The following is a 19,752-nucleotide window of genomic DNA, read 5'->3' as shown; positions in this document are numbered from 1 at the left end:
TATATTATGAGGTGAATGACATGGAAAAAATAGTTATCATTGGCGGCGTTGCTGCAGGAGCAACAGCTGCTGCAAAAGTGAGAAGACTTTCATCAGATGCACAAATTACGATACTTGAAGCAGGAGCAGATATATCATTTGCAAACTGTGGACTGCCTTACTATATAGGTGGAGACATAAAAAGCCGTTCGAAACTTATCTTACAAAGCCCTGAGAGCTTCAAGGATGAGTATCAAACAAATGTGCATATCCATACAGCAGCAACTGAAATTGATCGCGTTAACAAAGTTGTACACACTGTGGACGCAAGAACCGGTGAAAAAAAGCAATTTGAATATACTAAGCTTATCTTAGCGCAAGGTGGTAAACCAATAGCACCACCACTTCCAGGCGCTGACCAAGATCATGTTTTCCAACTTTGGACTCTTGATGATATGGATAAAATCAACTCATTCATCGTAGATCATCAACCTAAAACAGCAGTCGTTGTTGGTGGTGGATTTATCGGACTTGAAATGACAGAGGCACTCGCTAAAAGAGGCATGAAAGTATCTGTGGTTGAGATGATGCCACATGTTATGGCGATTATGGAAGCTGAAATCGCTGGTTTTATACAAGAAGAGTTAATCGCTTATGGCGTTGATTTATATACAAACAAAGCACTTTCTGAAATTCACAAAAATACCGTATTACTCAAAGATGGTACAAAAGTTGAAGCAGACATGGTTTTATTATCAATTGGTGTACGCCCTACACTAAAACTTGCACAGGAATCTGGTCTTGAACTAGGTGCTGCAGGTGGTTTACTTGTAGATTCAACGCTTAAAACAAGCGATGATAATATCTATGGTGCAGGAGATATGATCGAACTTGAACACCGTGTACTTGGTAAAAAAGTGCGTATCCCACTAGCTGGTCCAGCTAATCGCCAAGGTAGAATCGCAGCAGAAAATGCGATGGGACAAAGACATGAATACAAAGGGTCTATAGGAACATCAATCGTTAGAGTCTTTGAAGCCGTTGCTGGTACCACAGGACTTTCGCTAAAAGCAGCAAGAGCTGAAGGTATCAATGCAGATGCAATCGTGATCCATAAAGAGCACCATACCTCTTACTATCCAGGCGCAGAGCTTGTGACGGTACTTGTGGTATATGATAAAGAAACTGGTACAGTACTTGGTGGACAAACTGCTGGTTATAAAGGCGCTGACAGAAGACTTGATGTAATCGCAACTGCTGTTGCAGCAAAACTTACAGTTTCAGATTTAACTGACGTAGATTTTGCTTACTCTCCACCACTTGGTAATGCAAATGATGCCATCAATATGGCGGCTTATGTGGCTGAGAACAGAATTTCAGGATTCTCACCATCACTTACAATCAGCGAGCTTGATGCACACTTAGAAGATAAAAAGGCACTTTGGATTGATTTAAGAGATGTCTTTTCATTTGAAAAAGCACATGTTGAAGGCGCAGTTAATTTACCATTTGAAATGCTTTCATCGAATCTTGATAAATTACCAAAAAATCAATTGATCTTGTTATATGATAAAACAGGTAAAAAAGGCCACCAAGCACTTCGTACATTAGTTGGCGCTGGATTCACAAACGTTTTAAACGTAAGTGGTGGGTTTATGAGTCTTTCAAATTACGCTAGAGCCGTTAAACCTCAAAACTTTGTTTTAGTTTTACCAGCTCCAGAACAGAAAAAACTTGGAGAAACTGAAAAAGAAGAAAAAGAAGTAGTGGTTAAAGAAGAAGTGAAAAAAGAAGTACCAACGGGTCCACTTGTAATTGATGTGAGAACACCAGAAGAATATGCATATGGCGCATATCCAGGTGCGATCAATATTCCACTTGATGAATTAGAAGATAGAGTTTCTGAGATTGAAAATAAGGAAAGACAAATTATCCTTTATTGTGCATCAGGCGCTAGAAGTGCTTATGCGTTGCAGATCCTCAAGGCTTATGGCTTCGTTAATTCTGAAAATGGTGGCGGACTAGCAAGAATGATGGCTAGATCTAGAAGATAGAGAAGTAACTAACTTACCAATCTGCCGTGTCGCAAAGCAGTCACATGATTAATGTGGTTATCTAAAAAAAATTATGTAAATATCAATGCCACTGGACATCTAACCTGATGCCCAGTGGCATTTTATTTTGCATATTTAGAGTCAAGATATGTGAAAGCATTTCGCATCCGTTCGAGGTTGTATGTTATAATTAAGCGGTAGTATTTTTGCAATATTGTCATCTAATGACATATTTTAGAGGGCATTTCTAAATTTTTCGTGAGAGGATAAAATAATATGAATTATATTGAAAGTAGAGATGGAAAATTATACTGTGGCGATATGCCATTTCTGTTAAAGGGATTTGGTCTTGGCGGTTGGCTTTTACCAGAAGGTTATATGTGGGGACTTTATGATCTATGCGATCGACCAAGACGTATGGAAAAAATGATTGAGACACTTTGTGGTGAAGCGTATGCAAATATATTCTGGGAAAAGTACTTTGATACATACATTACAAGGTGGGACATCGAGACCATTGCAGGACAAGGTTACAATTCCGTGAGACTTCCCATAAATGCAAGACATCTTTACAAGATAGAGAATGGGCAGATGCACTTTAATCAAAAGACCATAGAATATATTGATCAATTAATCAAGTGGTGTAATGAGTTAAATATCTATGTGATACTAGATATGCATGGGGCAAATGGTGGGCAAACAGGCGCCAATATCGACGATTGCATAGATGATCAACCGAGACTTTTCATGGAAGAGCATTATGAACAAGAACTGATCGAAATTTGGGGCATGCTGGCAATGCGTTATAAAGATGAACCAGCGGTGGCAGGTTATGATTTGCTCAATGAACCTCTTCCGAATTGGTTTAGTGCGTATAACCATAAACTTATGCCACTTTATAGAAAACTAATAGAAAAAATAAGAGAAGTTGATAAAAAACACCTTATTATCTTGGAGGGGCTTCACTGGGCAACTGACTTTACTATGTTTGACACAATTGAAGCTGAAGAGTTAAGCGATGGCATTGTGCTTGAATTTCATAAGTATTGGAGCAATCCTGATTATGAAAGTATCGCCAAATATATAGAGGTAAGCAAACGCTTGAATGTCCCTCTTTTCATGGGGGAAAGTGGCGAAAATAATCTCGATTGGTATACGACGATGTTCCCACTCTTTGACCGATTTAATCTGAGTTGGTCGTTTTGGAGTTATAAGAAAATGTCATGTGACAACTCACCTATAACTTTTAATCGACCAAATGATTGGGACAAGATTGTTTTGTGGGCAGAGCAAAACAAGGACTACTTAAAAAATGAAAATGATGTCCACGTGAAGACAATCACTTCATCAGAAGCACAAGAAATTTTTAATGAACTCTTAATTAACATTTCAAGCGCAAAAATAAACTCAGGCGTCTTCAATGCCCTTAAAAGAACAGCACCAGTGACCATACCAGCAGAGGCTTATGATGAATATCAAGTGGATGCTGATAAAAAACGTAGCCCTGGTGCTGATATTCGATCGAATGATCCGGTAGAAATAATTTTTGAAAGCGGAAATTTAGGCGCTGTTAACTATACGCATCGTAATGGTTCACCGCAGTTAGCAGAAGAGAATTTACTCGTAAAATTAAACGAGAAAGAAGCCTTAACTTATTACTTCAACATGGAAGATGATGCGAATGAAATAGTTGTCCATCTTGGCAAAAACCAAGAGATAAACAATAAAACTAAAATGACCTGTTCAGTTGATGACCAAAGCGAGACTTTTACAGTGGATGATCAAACTGAGTTTCATTTTATTTTTCATAGAAAAACAGATGATGGGGCTGGAAAAGTTCATCCATCTACTTATAAATTAAAGATAGAGTGCAATGCAGGTGTTCTTTTACTAGACAATATTAAGTTGAGAAAAATCAAGAAATGATAGTGAAGTAATAGAGTAGATAAAAATCATTGTCATCAGAGAGAAATCGGTGATATCTGAGTAGATGAAAGTATTGAACAAGGTAGGAGGCATATATGAAACTGATGCATATTTCCGATTTACATATTGGAAAACGCTTAAATGAAGTGAATTTACTGGATGATCAAGCTTATATACTGGGTGAAATTATCAGCATGGCAGTAAAGATAAAACCGGAGGGGATACTGATCGCCGGAGATGTCTATGACAAATCCATGCCCTCAGCAGAAGCAGTGAAATTATTTGATGTGTTTTTAAGTCAAATAGCAGAGCTAGACATACCCTGTTTTGTAATCAGCGGGAACCATGATTCAGCCGAGCGGATTGCATTTGGCGCATCCATCATGTCAAAAAAGGGTGTGTATATGTCAAAGGTGTTTGATGGACAGATTAATCCAGTTGTGTTATCAGACGACTATGGTGATGTGAATGTGTTTATGCTCCCCTTTTTAAAACCAGTTCATGTAAAGCAGTTATACCAAGATGTAGAAATCGAATCTTATCAGGATGCACTTGACTGTGTTATTAAACATATGGACATAGACACCACTGAGCGAAATATCTTGGTGATGCACCAATTTATTACCGCTATGAATACTGAAGTAGAGAGAAGTGATTCTGAAAGTATATCGGTGGGTGGTTCGGATAATATCGATGTATCTGTCTTTGAAGCTTTTGACTATGTGGCACTGGGTCACATCCATAAACCACAAAGGATTGGTAGAGATACAGTAAGGTATAGTGGTTCACCGCTTAAGTATTCTTTCTCTGAAGTGCAGCATGTGAAGTCGGTTACAGTGATTGAACTTAAGGAAAAAGGAGATATCATCATCGAAACTTTACCACTTATTCCTAGAAGGGACCTGAGAAAGATCAAGGGCACTATTGAGGCGCTTCTAACTTATGAAAACTATAAAGATACACAATTAGATGATTATATCCATGTGACTTTAACAGATGAGGAAGAGATCTTAGATGCGATCGGTAGAATGAGACAAATCTACCCCAACATCATGATGATCGAATTTGAAAATAATAGAAATCAAACGGTGAATAGTAGAACAGGTGCAGAAAGTCTAGACGATAAAACGGACCTTGAACTTTTTGCTGAGTTTTATGCCCTTCAAAATAATGAAGCACTTAGTGATGAGAAGTTAGCGATCGTCAGTGAACTGCTAGAAAAAATCGGAGGTGATCTGAGATGAAACCGATAAAAATAATCATGAGTGCTTTTGGCCCTTATGCGGATCAAGTCGAGATCGCATTTGATAAGTTCGGTGAGAGTGGCTTATTTCTTGTCACAGGTGACACAGGAGCAGGCAAGACGACGATCTTTGATGCGATTTGCTTTGCACTCTTTGGGGAAAATAGTGGGACAACTAGAGAAGGCAGCATGATGCGAAGCGATTTTGCAAAGCCAGACACGAAAACTTTTGTTAGCCTTCAGTTCATATATAAAGACAAGCGCTATACGGTAGAAAGAAATCCATCTTATGAAAGACCAAAGCTTAGAAGTGAAGGATTAACCAAAGAACTGGCAAACGCGTCCTTGATTTGTCCAGATGGGCGAGTCGTTACTGGTGTTGCTGCAGTGACTGCCGAAATAGAAAGCATACTTGGCATTAATAAAAACCAGTTTTCTCAGATTGCTATGATTGCACAAGGTGATTTTTTGAGATTGTTACTAGCGAATAATTCAGAGAGAAGTGCCATTTTTAGAAAAGTTTTTGGTACGGATCTATATGAACGATTTCAAAATGAGTTAAAGCAACAGACCAATCAACTGAAAACAGAATACGATACACATGTGCGCTCAATTGTTCAAATCTCAAGTGGGATTGAATGTGATGAAAGTAGTGAGAATTTTATGGTGCTTACAGACTTAAAAGCAAATAAAAGCATTCACGATTATGATGCGTTTACTAAGCTATTAAGTACTATTATAGAAACTGATAAAAAGCAGTATAAGCTAACGGATGATGAACTAGAGTTGCTTCGCAAAGGAATGGAAGATTTACTGCTTAAAATCGAAAAGACAAAAGTTGACAATGAAAAGCTAGCTACACTTCAAAAGGTAGAGCAAGCGGTCCAAGCATTACTTCTTTTAGAGGATGATATAAAAATAAAAGAAACCACTGTCATCGAAGCTGAAAAGGCACTTCATAACGTAAAACCAGTTGTAGATCGTATGAATAGTGCTGATGAGAAGGTACAGGAGACATTAGCGCGTATAGAGAAACTAAAATTAGATATCGATAGAAAGACACTTGAAACCAAAGAACTTGAGACGCTTTTTAATGAGGCAAAGGGCAAAGAATCTGAGAGACAAAAGCTTCATATAGAAATCAAACGCATAGAGGAGGATTTTTCAAAATATGAGTCCTTAATGCAGGTTAAGCGAGAGTTAGAAAAATTAACCACTGAAAAAAATAGAATTTCAAATGCAATAGAGAAAAATAATCATACTAAAATCACATTAGAACAAGAAAAGCTTGTACTTCAAAGTGAAAATGAGACGCTTGTGACAGCAGATAAAGATTTAAGTGAGAAAAAGCACTTGTTAGAGCGTGAGGATTTAGTAAAGGAAAGTTTACAGCGACTTGAAGTTAAAAATATGAAAGTCATGGATTTAAAATCTCAGCATCAAGCGTTGCAGTCAAAGTTTGAAAACATCAATAAAATATATCTACAAAAACTAGATCAGTATAGAGATTTAGAGCAACTATACTTTAATGAGCAAGCAGGCATACTGGCTGAACAGCTTAAAGAGAATGAACCTTGTCAGGTGTGTGGTTCTACTGTACATCCGAAACTTGCTACAAAATCCAAAGCTTCGCCAACGCGTTCTGAGCTCGACGAGACAAAGCATGCACTTGAAAGTGAAAATGAAAAAGTGCATCAAACCACTACAGAAATCAGTAAAATAGCCAGTGTCCTAGAGACACTTCAAAGTGATTTTGAAAATGAAGCTGTGGCAATGTTTGGTCAAAATCAAGTAGAGAAATTAGTGGCTCGAATAGAAACTGAGAAGCAATTAAATTTAAAAAAGGTTGAAAACCTAACCCAGCAGATCCATCTTTTAGAAACGCAAGTTTTGAAGTTTATTCAAAATAAAGAACAAGTTGCTAAATTGACCTCAGAAATTGAAACCATATCGGCTACGATTTTAAATGAGGAAGCGACACTTAACAAAATGAACATCGATTTGGCTGGTCTTACAACTCAGATCAAAACCATGGAATCTACACTTAAATATAGCGCGCTTGAGGAAGCAAAAAAGGAACGTGATCTCAAAGCGGCTACACTTAAAACATCAACTGAACATTATGAAAAAGCAGAAAGAAGATTTAACGAAAGTAAAAGTTCACTCGATAAAGATAAGGCAGCGAGTGAAGAACTTGAAAAGAGTAAAGTCAGTGAAATGAAAGCTTTGGATGAGTTGCATCGCTTATGTAATGAAACACTTGTAAGCAATGGCTTCGGTACTTTGGCCGATTATCAAAGTAAATTGATGAATGAAAATTCAATCAAGAATTTAAAGGTAGAAATCACCAATTACCATGAACAACTAAAAGAAAAAAATAATGAAGAAAAAAGGTTGAAGCAAGAAACAAAAGATATTCACTATCTAGAGACTGCATTGCTAGAAGATGATATGACCATGCTCAAAGATAAGCGAAGTCACTTTGAAAAGCTTAAATTGGCACTGAATAGCCGTATCACAGCTAACTTAAGAATTGAAAAAGCATTAACCAAAGAAAAGCGTGAAATGGAAAAAGTAGAATCAAACTATTTGATTCATAAAAACTTATCTGAGACGGCAAATGGAGATTTGTTGGGTAAGCAAAAACTCGCTTTCGAAAGGTATATACAGGCATTTTACTTTGCCCGGGTATTAACCGAAGCCAACAAACGATTTTCTTATATGACCAATGGGCGATTTGAACTGATTAGAAAAGAAACTGCTGGTGACATGAGAAGTCAAACTGGTCTAGAGATCGATGTGCTTGACAATTATACTGGCAAGATGAGGAGTGTTAAGTCGCTTTCAGGCGGCGAGTCATTTAAAGCCTCACTGGCACTGGCACTGGGACTATCTGATTTGATCCAAACCCATGCAGGCGGTGTGCAGATGGACACTATGTTCGTGGATGAAGGCTTTGGCTCATTGGATTCAGAATCACTCGAACAGGCCATTGAAGTGCTCAATGCACTGACACATAGTAACAGGTTAGTAGGCATCATTTCTCATGTCTCTGAACTTAAAGAGCGCATTGACAGAAAAATCCTTGTAAAAAAAGGGATTACTGGAAGTGAGATAGAAATGGTATAAATCATAAATATTTTGATTGAATTTTTTAGCATTAGGTATATAAATATAAGTAAAGCATGTAAACTCAGGTGTTCTGCATGCTTTCTTATATTTTCAAAATTTCTAGTATTTTGAACAAGCACATTTCTAGAACTTTGAAGTATGACCAACTAGATAAATTATGGAGGCCCATTTTATGAAAACTATCCGAGGCAAATTGTTATTGATTTTTATGCTTGTTTTTGTAGCACTCTTTGTTACAACTGCAAGTGCCTACGTTGCTGTAGAAACGCAAAAACAACACTTGATATTGACAGAACTATTATCAAAACAAAAATTACTCGTCGAACGTGTTACATTTACAGCGATAAACATGGGTGAGATAGCAATTTATGATAAAGATAGATTTCAAAAATTAAAAAGTGATAATGAAGCACAGTTAAAAGAATATGAAGGTGCTGTGGATTTTATGTTGAATGCATTTTCCATAAAAGAGTATCCAATAGATGGGAAAATCGTGAAACTTAAGTTTAGCCAAGATTTTAGTAAGATCTTAGATGACGCACTTGCTGTCTCCTTTTCAAAATGGAGTGATGCTAAAGCACAAATTAATTGGTTACTTGATGTATCAAATTTAAGTGATATCGCTTTATATACAGAAAAACTGGATACTTTTAAAGTCACAAATGTCACTCTGATTGAGAGTGCAGACTATATCACACAGATTTGTAGGTCGGAGGCAAACGCAAAGAAACAGCTGAGTGAAATACTTCAAATAATTTCTCTTTTCGCTGCGGGATTTATTTTTATCGCTTTGATATTTATCATTAGAAAATCAATTCATGCACCTATAATAAAAATCCAAAGTGCTTTGTTTGCGATCGGCAATGGTGATTATAGTGAGCGTTTAAATAGAACACAAGAAGACGAATTTAAAGCACTTTACGAAGATTTTAATCGAGCAATGGATAGCATTGAAGCCGTAAAAGATATTGAAAACCGTATCTTAGGTGAAAATGATATCTTGGAGATATTAGATTTTATGCAGTCTTCATTTAAACCTTTTGTAGAAATCAAAGAAATTACACTTTTCTATGAAAATATAACAGATGGCGCAATCAAACTCAGTAATATCTCTAGAGAATTTGAAATGCTTGAAAAAATATCAATTCCGGATCAAGTGATGCAGGAAAATGAATATACGCTTATATTGCCAATAGCAGTTAATAAAGCGGTTATAGGTTACGCAAGGTTTGAAAGTAGCAACAAACTCACAGAAAGACATGTGAATTTCCTTATGGGATTAAAAGAAAAAATTAGCTTCGCTCTTTTTAAAACAATTCTCTTTAAAGATCTATTAGGGATAGTAACAGGTAGTTTAGCAGATCTTGCAGAAGGTAGAGATCCTGAGACAAGAAGACATCTCACAAGGATGAGTATGTACGCACAAATCATATCTAAAACACTTCAAAAGAAAGATAAGTACAAAAACGAAATTGATAAAGAGTTTGTAAATAATATCATTTTAACTTCTCCAATGCATGATATTGGTAAGATTTCGGTACCAGATAGTATTTTACTCAAGCCTGGTAAATTAACAGATGAAGAGTTTATGGAAATGAAAAAACACGCCTTTTATGGTGCGAAATTTCTTTCGAAAATCCATGAACGTTTCAGCAAGTACGGCTTTGATTATTTCCAAATGGCAGAACACATCGCCCATTATCATCAAGAAAAATACAATGGCTCTGGCTATCCAGATGGCATCATTGGCAATGAAATTCCATTAAGCGCTCGGATCAGTGCACTTGCGGATGTATTTGATGCTTTAACTTCCAAAAGACCGTATAAAGAGGCATTTAGTCTTGAAAAGAGCTATGAAATCATCAATAAGAGTATAGGTTCACATTTTGATCCTGAGATCGTTGCAGCATTTTTTGAAGCACAAGAAGAAATTGAAGCTGTGTATGAGGCGTATAAGGAAATTTAACTAAAATCTAAGATAATCAGATTACCATATTTTTAAATATGTTATTAATGATAAACGTAAACAAGAAGCCTCATGTAATACTTAAGGCTTCTTGTTTTTTTATCTTCAAAACTCAATTTAATGAATAAAAAATGAGCCTAAATGAATAAGTTATTCAAGCACCTCATCTGGCTTTGAGAAATCAAATAAAACGCGTGAAATTTCATTATATTCACTCTCATAGATGAGATATAGTTCTTCATCCTTTGGAACTTCAGCATAAATATAACTTGTATATTTACTTCCTAAATTTAAATTTAAATCAAAAAGATCAAAAATATCTTCATCAAGACCATCAACGTTACCAATTTGATAAGATATACCCTCTTTTGAAACAAGATTAAAAAATGTAGGAGAAAATTTGATTTTTTCACCTTTGACATTTTCAAGATTGAATTTGGCAATTCTAAATACATTGTCTTCATGAGGATTAGAATCTTTTGAAGAAAGGCGGTCATATACAGTTTCAAGTGAAACCTTAACGTCGCCAATCATTACCGTATTTTTTACTAAAGATGGGTCAATTATAAAATCAGACTTTAAATCTCCTTGATAATAACTCCCATCTAACTTAATATCATAAAGTAAGTTTTCAGGTTTCTGTCCAAATTCTTGTGAATAGACACTTAAGGATAAATCAGTACGCTTCAAAATATCATCATTATTAAAAAACAACTTTTGCTTTGTTGGGCAACCGAGGATACTAACATTAATGTAATTAGAAAATGGGCTTTCAAGACTTTCAGGAATTAAAAAGCCGTCTTCAGTTTTTAAATAAAAGATATATTTTAGATCCTCTGCTAGTACCTTTTTTTCAATATCAACTGAAACAAGCGAGATGGTCTTTTCTAAAGGGTTAATATATTCAAGCGTTGAGGATTCTTGAATAATTAATTCTAAAGCATCCGAATTTGCAACTTGACTGCCATTAAATTGAGCTTCATATAGCATTTTTTCATCTGGACTTAGAGGGGTAAAAGACGTCATTTTTTTTGTACAGTCAATATCATAACTTATATTAATCTCGCCATGTTTTTCGTCAATAATAGAGATTATTTTTTCTTCACTATCATAGATAGCAAACGACCACAATCGTTTTACAGTACCATGAGGAACTAAATAACCTGGAGTGTCCATGCCAGTAGGTGATTCAGAATAGGGTGAGAACTCCCATATCGTAAGCGGTTTGTTTTTCACTAAAATATCAGAAGCACTTATAAAAACTTTTTCTTCTGAGATGTTTTTATACATGACTTCAGCTATGTAAATACTAGCGTTTCCTTGTTCGCTTTTTATTTTTTTATCTGTTTGATATATTTTTAGAACTTGGAATTGATAGGTATCAAATGATAAAATCTCTCCTATTGCTTTTGTATTTTCATTACTTGTTTCAACAAGGTGGTTAGGTAATTCTTTGAAATCATTGCTTGACTCACTCTCAGTTGAGATTTTTGCACTTGAACAACCAGCAAGCAAAAGTGTTAGAATAATAATGATTAGCTTTTTCAATTTAAGTATCTCCTTAGTTTTTTATTGTTCTTAATAAGTCACTTGGATATTATAAGGTGATATTGGGCTTTATCATACCCAAAAAGGTAATTTCTAATAGAACTTTAATTATTTTGTTTTGCGGTTTTACCTTGTTAAAATATAATTACTTACCCTAATATTAGCTACTTTATTACGAATATGATAAAATTGAAAAGCAAGATGCTAATAGTACGTGGAGTTGACGATATAGCATTGCTTCAAATTTGCATTAAATAATTTTAAAGGAGATATTGGTGCATGAAAAAGTATAAATTTAGAAGAAATAGCATTCAATTTCGAATTCCTTTTTTTATAACGATTTTTACCTTGATCTGTGTGCTCGTGACAGGTTTAATGATGCAGTTAATTTTTAGATATAAGCTTGAAGAAAATATCGAATCAAAAAATATGATAATATCCGAAATGATTTCTAATGAACTGACGTTATATCTTGAAAATGCTACAGATACAGTAATTACTGCTGCTAATTTTTCTTCTCAAAGTAGTGGAGACTTAAATCAGATCGAAAGTGAAATATTTAGAATTTATGATAATTTCAAATACTTTGATCTTATTTTTTTCATGAATCAGAAATCTCAAATGGTATTTTCAAAACCGACAAATGAAAACGTACAGGGAAGATTGTATACAGACAGAGACTATTATTGGGATATTATTAAAAATAAGAAAAAATCGACGATGAGTAATTTACTAGTAAGTAGTGTTCTAAACAGACCACATTTTATTATTGCAGCTCCTGTTAAAAATAATAATGAAGATATTGTGGGGTTAATTGGAGCCGGGATTCCACTGAACAATATTGAAAAAATTCTTAAAGAAGTAAAACTAGGTTTTGAAGGGAAAATATGGATTGTAGATGCGTCGGGTACTTTGGTCATACACCCAGATTATAAAATTGAACAAAAGTTGATTCCAATTTCAGAACTCAATATTAAAGGAAATGTGAAAGGCTTTGATATAGAATCTATCCTCGAAACACACAAAAATCTCAATACAAGATACGCCATAGGAGATTCTGAATATTATGCTTCAGTGACTTTTTTAAAGGATTATAACTGGATGATCGTTGTTGAACAAAATAAAGATACCGTTAACAGAGAAATTTTGCTTTCAACGAATAGGCTGATTACCATACAACTAATTGTTTTATTTTTTGCTTTGATAATTGGTCTAATCTTAGCAAGGTGGATTACTTTGCCGATTAAACAGTTGGTCCTTCAAGTTAGAGGACTTCCAACTGCACTCAAAGAAGACGAAAAAATAAATGTAGCTTCAAACGAATCAGATAGCAATGAATTAATGGAGTTAAGCCATGCTTTTGTAGATATGAGTTTTAACCTTAAGAAAAATTTAGTAGATCTTGAGAATTCTGTCATAAGTGAAAATCGAATTCAGCAGTATTTGAAAAATATTTTAGCAAGTGTCCACAGCGGCATTATAGTTGCAGATTCCAAATATGAAATCACAATATTTAATGCTCAAGCTACTCAAATAACAGGATTAGATCAAAGTGAAATGATAGGCCATGATTTTTTTGAGATTTTAGAAAGATTGAATTTGGTGATAAAACAGGATGTTTTAAATGTTATTCACTTTGATAAGCAGGTGACTGATCAAGAAACAATCCTCAAATCTACTCATGACAAAATTATAACAATCAGTTATACTTGTTCAAGGGTTATTGACCAACAGGGAAATTATCTTGGGGTTGTACTTCAGTTTAGAGATATTACTGCGATGAAGATACTAGAATTAGAACTTCGAAAAGAGGATCGAATCCACACAATTGGTGAGCTTTCATCCTCTATTATCCATGATATTGGCAATCCACTTGCGGGGATGGCAAATTTAATTGAGTTATTAAAAGATGATGAAATTCAGGAAGAATCTAAAAAAGAAGCAATGGACTTATTAAGCGAAGAGGTCAATGATCTTAATGTTCTAGTGATTAACTTTTTAGATTTTGTTAGAAATACTGATATTAAAAAGAAGCCTGTAGATCTAATAAGAATAATTAAGAGTAGTATCGATTTATTAAAAGGTGAAATAGATACTAATAAGATTAAACTCATCAGAAATCTTCCGGTTCAACCCATTATTTTAAATCTTGAAGCAAGAAGTGTGAAGCAAGCCTTGATAAATATATTGAAAAATGCAAGTCAAGCTATAGAACACAAGGGGTCGATTATTATTAACGTATTAGACTCAGACAATGTTGTCACATTAAGTATTGAAGATACAGGTAAAGGAATTCCTGAAGAGGAAATCTCTAAACTGTTTTATCCATTTTACACCACAAGAGAAAAGGGAACTGGATTAGGCTTATTTATAGCTTACAACGAACTAAAAGAAAATGGTTGTACATTAACAGTTGAATCAGTTGTTGGACAAGGATCAATTTTCAAAATAATTTTTAAGAAGGAATAATATCATGAATATACTTGTTATTGATGACGAAAAAAGTATACGTGTTTCGCTTGAGTTAGGACTAAAAAAACTTGATGCTACGATATATAGTGCGGTTAATGGTTATGATGGGTTAGATCTATTTAAAAGGAACAAAATTGATTTGGTCATCTTAGACATTAAATTACCTGATATATCTGGGATTGAAGTTCTTAAGCAAATGAAAATGCAAAATGAAAACAGTACCGTGATCATGATGACACATCTAAGCGAAGTCAAGTTAGCTGTAGAAGCCATGAAACTTGGCGCACATGATTATTTTACAAAGCCATTTTCAATTGAAGAAATGATCAGTGTGATCAAACAACTAGATAGCTATATTCATGAAAAAGCACTTATAAACAAAACTGATCATAGTATGACGCAGATTGTTGGTGAATCTGCCGAGATTACTGCAATACTCACAAAGCTCAAAAAACTCTCAAGGATACAGTTTAATACTTGTGTGTTGATATCAGGTGAAAGTGGCACGGGAAAAGAACTTGTTGCCAAACAAGTACATGCTATTTGTACACCGGATAAACCCTTTGTTGCTATTAACTGTGCTGCAATCCCTAAGCAGTTACAAGAAAGCGAACTGTTTGGGCATGAAAAAGGTTCATTTTCAGATGCAAAAAGTCAACGAATTGGTCTTTTTGAATTTGCAAAAAATGGAGTGCTTTTCTTAGATGAAGTAGGAGATATGGATATTGATTTACAGGCAAAACTACTTAGAGTTTTACAAGAAAAAAAATATAGGCGAATAGGTGGTAATGAAGAGATTGCTTTTGATGCAATGGTAGTTGCAGCAACAAATAAAAACTTACAGGAAGAAGTTATAGCTAATAATTTTCGGAAAGATTTGTTTTACAGATTAAATGTCATCCCTATAAAAGTCCCACCTCTTAAAGAACGCAAAGAAGATATCTTACTGTTAGTGAATCATTTTATTCAGATATACAACCAATTACTTGATAAAAATGTAGTTGGACTAAGTTCTGATATGTTTACACTTTTTTACAAATACAGTTGGCCTGGAAACATAAGAGAGCTTAAGAATATCATAGAGCGTTTAATGATCTTAAGCGATTCAGATGAATTGTCAATGGATGAGTTACCCTATGAGCTTATAGATGATGAATATGAGACTCAAAGTCAACTGAGCCATCTGGAACTCGCAGAACAAGAAACAGTTTTAAGAGCACTCTCACAGTTTAATTGGAATATCACAAAAGCAGCAGATGCACTCCATATATCAAGACTGACATTAAGACGTAAAATAGATAAATACGGTATTTCTAATCAAAATTATAAATCTTGAAATATAAATTATAAATGACAATTAAATGTAAGGGCGGTAACATTATTACCAGTAGCGGTAATTATGTTACCGCTTTTTTGTATGGTGGATAGGCCAAATCGTTGAGAACTAAAGATCCATAACTTGGCATATAAATTGCGTAATAGTAGACTGTGAAGAAATCTATTTAACGGGAGGTATGTATGGAACAAGCATTACAAGGCTTAAAGATACTAGATATGACAAGAGTACTTGCGGGTCCTTACTGTACAATGGTCCTTGCTGACTTAGGAGCAGATGTCATCAAAATTGAAGCACCTCGAACTGGAGATGATTCAAGACAATTTGGTCCGTATATCAATGGGGAAAGTGCTTATTTTATGAGCATAAATAGAAATAAAAGGAGCATGACATTAGATCTTAAGAATCCAGATGCAAAAACTATTTTTTTTGAACTTATTAAAGAGGTTGATGTTGTAGTTGAAAATTTCAAACCAGGTACGATGGAAAAATTAGGATTTGGTTATGAAGTACTAAAAGAGATTAATCCTAAATTGATTTATGCAGCAAGTTCAGGTTTTGGTCACACTGGACCATATAGTTCCAGACCAGCGTATGATGGCGTTGTTCAAGCGATGGGTGGCATTATGAGTATTACTGGTGAACTTGGAGGAAAGCCTACTCGAGTTGGACCGTCAATTGGTGATATTACTGCTGGCCTATTTACTGCTATAGGTATTTTGGCTGCAGTCAATCATTTAAATGCAACAGGAGAAGGTCAAAAAGTTGATGTAGCAATGCTAGATTGTCAAGTTGCTATTTTAGAAAATGCACTAGCTAGATACTTTGCAACAGGCGTTTCACCTAAACCAGCTGGAAACAAACATTCATCAATTGTACCTTTTGAACCGTTTGAAACTTCAGATGGTGAAATTATGATTGCAGTGGGCAATGATAATTTGTGGAAAAAGTATTGTGTTGAAATTGGCCATGATGAGCTAATAACTGATGAAAGGTTTGTATCCAATCCTCAAAGAACAGTTAATTATGACAAACTTAGACCTATTCTTGCAGAAATTATGAAGTCAAAATCTACAGATGAATGGTATACAAATCTTACAAAAGCAGGCATTCCATGTGGTCCAATCAACAATATTGAGATGATCACGAAAGATGAGCAAGTTAAATTTAGAGATATGATTGTAGAAGTTGAACACAAAGTAGCGGGAACGACTCATATTCCAGGAATACCAATTAAGATGAGTAAGACACAAGGTACAATCAATAAATCAGCACCAATTTTAGGAGAAGATACAGCAGATATTCTAAAAGAACTTTTAAATTACTCTGATGAAAAATTAGAACAACTTAAAGCAAAACAAGTATTTTAAATAGGAGGACAATATGGAGATTTATGGATTGGGAATAGTCGCATTTTGTATGTATATCGGTTCATTTATTGGATATTTTATAGGTGAAGCATTAGGTATCTCCGGAAATGTTGGAGGTGTTGGATTTGCAATGCTGCTTTTGATTTTATTGAGTAATTATGTCGATAAAAAAAGAGGCGGATGGTCTGAAAGAACTAAGAATGGTATTTATCTTTTAAGTGCACTTTATATTCCTATCGTTGTTGCAATGGCAGGTATTCAAAATGTAGTTGCTGCATTTAGTGGTGGTGCAATTGCCTTCGTAGCAGGTGGAGTAGCGACAATAGGATCTATGTTTTTGGTGCCAGTAATTGGTAAACTTGGCTCAAAAAAATTAGAAGAATAAGGGGGACGCTATTATGATTTCAGATATTATTTCAACACTATTTACCAAATTTCCTTTGGTAGGTGCGATAGGCGCCGTAGCTTTAATTTTATTAGTTTCATATTGGTTTGCAAATGTTATAGGTCAAAAAAGAATGGGGTCAGCAATTGCAATAGTAGTGGCACTTATATTAGCATTTATTGCAGGTAAATTTACAGATGGTTCAAAAGGGGTTTCTGACATCACTTATTTCTCTGGTTTTGCACTACTAGGTGGTTCAATGCTAAGAGATTTCGCTATTATCTCAACAGCTTTTGGTGCTAAGCTTGAAAATCTTAAAAAAGCAGGACTTCCAGGCATCGTATCACTTCTATTAGGTGTTACATTTTCATTTGTAGTAGGTTCAGTAATAGCTTATGTAATGGGTTACCATGATGCAGTTGATGTGGCAACAATTGGTGCTGGAACAGTAACATTTATCGTTGGTCCTGTAACTGGAACTGCACTTGGAGCGAGTTCGGAAGTTATTGCATTATCAATCGCTGCAGGTGTTGTTAAATCTGTACTTACTATGATTATAACACCGTTTATTGCTAAGGCTATTAAACTTGACAATCCAACGACTGCCATGGTATATGGTGGATTAATCGGTACTACAAGTGGCGTTGCTGGTGGCTTAGCTGCTACAGATCCTAAACTTGTACCTTATGGTGCAATGACAGCGACTTTCTACACAGGTTTAGGTAGTTTAGTGTGTCCATCACTTGGATATATGGTTCTAAAAATATTCTTATAGTAGATATTTTTCTTATATCTAAAGTATATCTATTGATTCATAAATGGAAATGATTGATTCGGTTTGAATCAATCATTTGTTTTATGATTACAAGGCAACAGGGAGGAATATAATGAATGACAAATTGATGCAACTCAATGATATGAAAGAAATTTTATCATCGGGTGGTGGTATAAAAGCAATTGAAAAGCAACATGATAAAGGAAAATTAACCGCTCGTGAGAGAATTAATTTATTATTTGATGAAAATACATTTGTTGAAATAGATGCATTTGTGAAACATAGATGCACAAATTTTGGCATGCAAGAAGTTGATGCACCAACAGAAGGTGTTATTACAGGTTATGGAAAGATAAACGGGAGACTTGTATATGCTTATTCACAAGATTTTACGATCATAGGTGGGTCGCTTGGAGAAATGCATGCAGCAAAGATCTGTAAAGCGATGGATAATGCACTGAAAATGGGCGTTCCTATTGTTGGGATCAATGATTCTGGTGGTGCTAGAATTCAAGAGGGAATCGATGCTTTAAAAGGATATGGTGACATTTTCTTCCGAAATACCTTGGCATCAGGTGTAATCCCACAAATCACTGCAATAATGGGACCGTGCGCAGGTGGAGCGGTTTATTCTCCAGCAATTACTGATTTTGTTTTTATGGTTGATAAAACTTCTCAGATGTTCATTACAGGTCCTCAAGTTATTAAAACTGTAACAGGTGAAGAAGTGACAGCAGAAGCACTTGGTGGTGCAATGACTCATAACTCTGTAAGTGGTGTTTCGCAATTTATATCAAGCACAGATGAAGAATGTATCGATGAAATTAAAAGGTTGTTAAGCTTTTTACCATCAAACAATCTTGAATCAGCACCTGAAACTGAAGCAGTTGAAAATCCAAACCAAGTTAACGAATTACTAAATGAGATTATTCCTGATAGTCCTAATAAACCATATGATATGTTTGAAATAATAAGATCTATTGTAGACCAACAAGATTATATGGAATATTTTCCGCATTTTGCAAAGAATATCATCACATGTTTTGGTAGAATTAACGGACATACAACTGGTATCATTGCCAATCAACCAAATGTGTTAGCAGGGTGTCTTGATATTAATGCGTCTGATAAAGCTGCTAGGTTTATTAGATTTTGTGATACTTTCAATATTCCGATTTTAACAATCGAAGATACACCAGGTTTTTTACCAGGTTCAGATCAAGAATATGGTGGCATTATCAGACATGGTGCTAAAATGCTATATGCTTATTCAGAAGCAACGGTGCCACTGGTGACACTTATTACTCGTAAAGCATATGGAGGCGCTTATATTGCTATGGGTTCAAAGCACTTAGGAGCGGATATAGTTTTAGCTTGGCCATCAGCTGAAATTGCTGTTATGGGTCCTCAAGGTGCTGCTAACATTGTATTTAGAGGTGAAATAAAAAATGCAGAAAACCCAACAGAAACAAGGGCTAGATTAATTAAGGAATACACTGATGAGTTTGCAACACCTTATAAAGCAGCTGAAAGAGGATTTGTGGATGATATCATCGAGCCTGCATT

General features: G+C 35.0%; 12 protein-coding genes. 11 read left to right on the top strand and 1 reads right to left on the bottom strand.

The window, feature by feature from the left end; genetic code table 11:
- Nucleotides 1–20 precede the first annotated feature (20 nt).
- The 5 genes from QE109_RS03440 to QE109_RS03420 all read left to right on the top strand — a co-directional run bounded on the left by QE109_RS03440 (nt 21) and on the right by QE109_RS03420 (nt 10,300).
- Nucleotides 21–2,033, top strand: coding sequence for an FAD-dependent oxidoreductase (locus QE109_RS03440; RefSeq protein WP_281092999.1), 2,013 nt, complete (start codon nt 21–23; stop codon nt 2,031–2,033).
- Between the two features lie 276 nt (nt 2,034–2,309).
- The gene (locus QE109_RS03435) at nt 2,310–3,959 is read left to right on the top strand and encodes a glycoside hydrolase family 5 protein (RefSeq protein WP_281092998.1); all 1,650 of its coding nucleotides are present in this window, start codon (nt 2,310–2,312) and stop codon (nt 3,957–3,959) included.
- Nucleotides 3,960–4,054: 95 nt separating this feature from the next.
- Nucleotides 4,055–5,203, top strand: coding sequence for an exonuclease SbcCD subunit D (locus QE109_RS03430; RefSeq protein ID WP_281092997.1), 1,149 nt, complete (start codon nt 4,055–4,057; stop codon nt 5,201–5,203).
- Nucleotides 5,200–8,331 carry an AAA family ATPase gene (locus QE109_RS03425; RefSeq protein ID WP_281092996.1) on the top strand — a complete coding sequence of 1,044 codons (3,132 nt, stop codon included), beginning with the start codon at nt 5,200–5,202 and terminating at the stop codon, nt 8,329–8,331. The genes QE109_RS03430 and QE109_RS03425 overlap by 4 nt, the downstream gene beginning before the upstream one ends.
- Before the next feature lie 175 nt (nt 8,332–8,506).
- A complete protein-coding gene (locus QE109_RS03420) occupies nt 8,507–10,300 on the top strand; it encodes an HD domain-containing phosphohydrolase (RefSeq protein WP_281092995.1) in 1,794 nt (597 codons plus the stop codon).
- A gap of 150 nt (nt 10,301–10,450) precedes the next feature.
- Here QE109_RS03420 and QE109_RS03415 read toward each other — a convergent pair whose 3' ends face one another.
- Nucleotides 10,451–11,848 carry a DUF4352 domain-containing protein gene (locus QE109_RS03415; RefSeq protein ID WP_281092994.1) on the bottom strand — a complete coding sequence of 466 codons (1,398 nt, stop codon included), beginning with the start codon at nt 11,846–11,848 and terminating at the stop codon, nt 10,451–10,453.
- 279 nt (nt 11,849–12,127) lie between these two features.
- Here QE109_RS03415 and QE109_RS03410 point away from each other — a divergent pair, with 279 nt between their 5' ends.
- The 6 genes from QE109_RS03410 to QE109_RS03385 all read left to right on the top strand — a co-directional run.
- A complete protein-coding gene (locus tag QE109_RS03410; protein ID WP_281092993.1) occupies nt 12,128–14,317 on the top strand; it encodes a PAS domain-containing sensor histidine kinase in 2,190 nt (729 codons plus the stop codon).
- A gap of 4 nt (nt 14,318–14,321) precedes the next feature.
- The gene (locus tag QE109_RS03405; RefSeq protein WP_281092992.1) at nt 14,322–15,656 is read left to right on the top strand and encodes a sigma-54-dependent transcriptional regulator; all 1,335 of its coding nucleotides are present in this window, start codon (nt 14,322–14,324) and stop codon (nt 15,654–15,656) included.
- Nucleotides 15,657–15,838: 182 nt separating this feature from the next.
- Complete coding sequence (locus tag QE109_RS03400) at nt 15,839–17,026, top strand: CaiB/BaiF CoA transferase family protein (protein WP_281092990.1); 1,188 nt, start codon at nt 15,839–15,841, stop codon at nt 17,024–17,026.
- A 13-nt stretch (nt 17,027–17,039) separates the two neighbouring features.
- A complete protein-coding gene (madL, locus tag QE109_RS03395; RefSeq protein WP_281092989.1) occupies nt 17,040–17,411 on the top strand; it encodes a malonate transporter subunit MadL in 372 nt (123 codons plus the stop codon).
- Nucleotides 17,412–17,424: 13 nt separating this feature from the next.
- Nucleotides 17,425–18,186, top strand: coding sequence for a malonate transporter subunit MadM (gene madM, locus QE109_RS03390; RefSeq protein WP_281092988.1), 762 nt, complete (start codon nt 17,425–17,427; stop codon nt 18,184–18,186).
- A 112-nt stretch (nt 18,187–18,298) separates the two neighbouring features.
- Nucleotides 18,299–19,752, top strand: a 1,454-nt coding sequence (locus QE109_RS03385) for an acyl-CoA carboxylase subunit beta (protein ID WP_281092987.1), incomplete at its 3' end; no start/stop codon positions are given.

Origin of the sequence: Fusibacter bizertensis, assembly GCF_029914245.1 — a bacterium.
Classification (GTDB): Bacteria; Bacillota; Clostridia; order Peptostreptococcales; family Acidaminobacteraceae; genus Fusibacter_C; species Fusibacter_C bizertensis.
The sequence above is the reverse complement of the archived record's forward strand: the minus strand, read 5'-3'. Positions and strand labels throughout refer to the sequence as shown.

Coding starts and splice junctions, on each gene's coding strand:
- QE109_RS03405 (WP_281092992.1), top strand. CDS start 14,322: ATGAATATACTTGTTATTGATGACGAAAAAAGTATACGTGTTTCGCTT.
- QE109_RS03435 (WP_281092998.1), top strand. CDS start 2,310: ATGAATTATATTGAAAGTAGAGATGGAAAATTATACTGTGGCGATATG.
- QE109_RS03420 (WP_281092995.1), top strand. CDS start 8,507: ATGAAAACTATCCGAGGCAAATTGTTATTGATTTTTATGCTTGTTTTT.
- QE109_RS03440 (WP_281092999.1), top strand. CDS start 21: ATGGAAAAAATAGTTATCATTGGCGGCGTTGCTGCAGGAGCAACAGCT.
- QE109_RS03430 (WP_281092997.1), top strand. CDS start 4,055: ATGAAACTGATGCATATTTCCGATTTACATATTGGAAAACGCTTAAAT.
- madM (WP_281092988.1), top strand. CDS start 17,425: ATGATTTCAGATATTATTTCAACACTATTTACCAAATTTCCTTTGGTA.
- madL (WP_281092989.1), top strand. CDS start 17,040: ATGGAGATTTATGGATTGGGAATAGTCGCATTTTGTATGTATATCGGT.
- QE109_RS03400 (WP_281092990.1), top strand. CDS start 15,839: ATGGAACAAGCATTACAAGGCTTAAAGATACTAGATATGACAAGAGTA.
- QE109_RS03410 (WP_281092993.1), top strand. CDS start 12,128: ATGAAAAAGTATAAATTTAGAAGAAATAGCATTCAATTTCGAATTCCT.
- QE109_RS03425 (WP_281092996.1), top strand. CDS start 5,200: ATGAAACCGATAAAAATAATCATGAGTGCTTTTGGCCCTTATGCGGAT.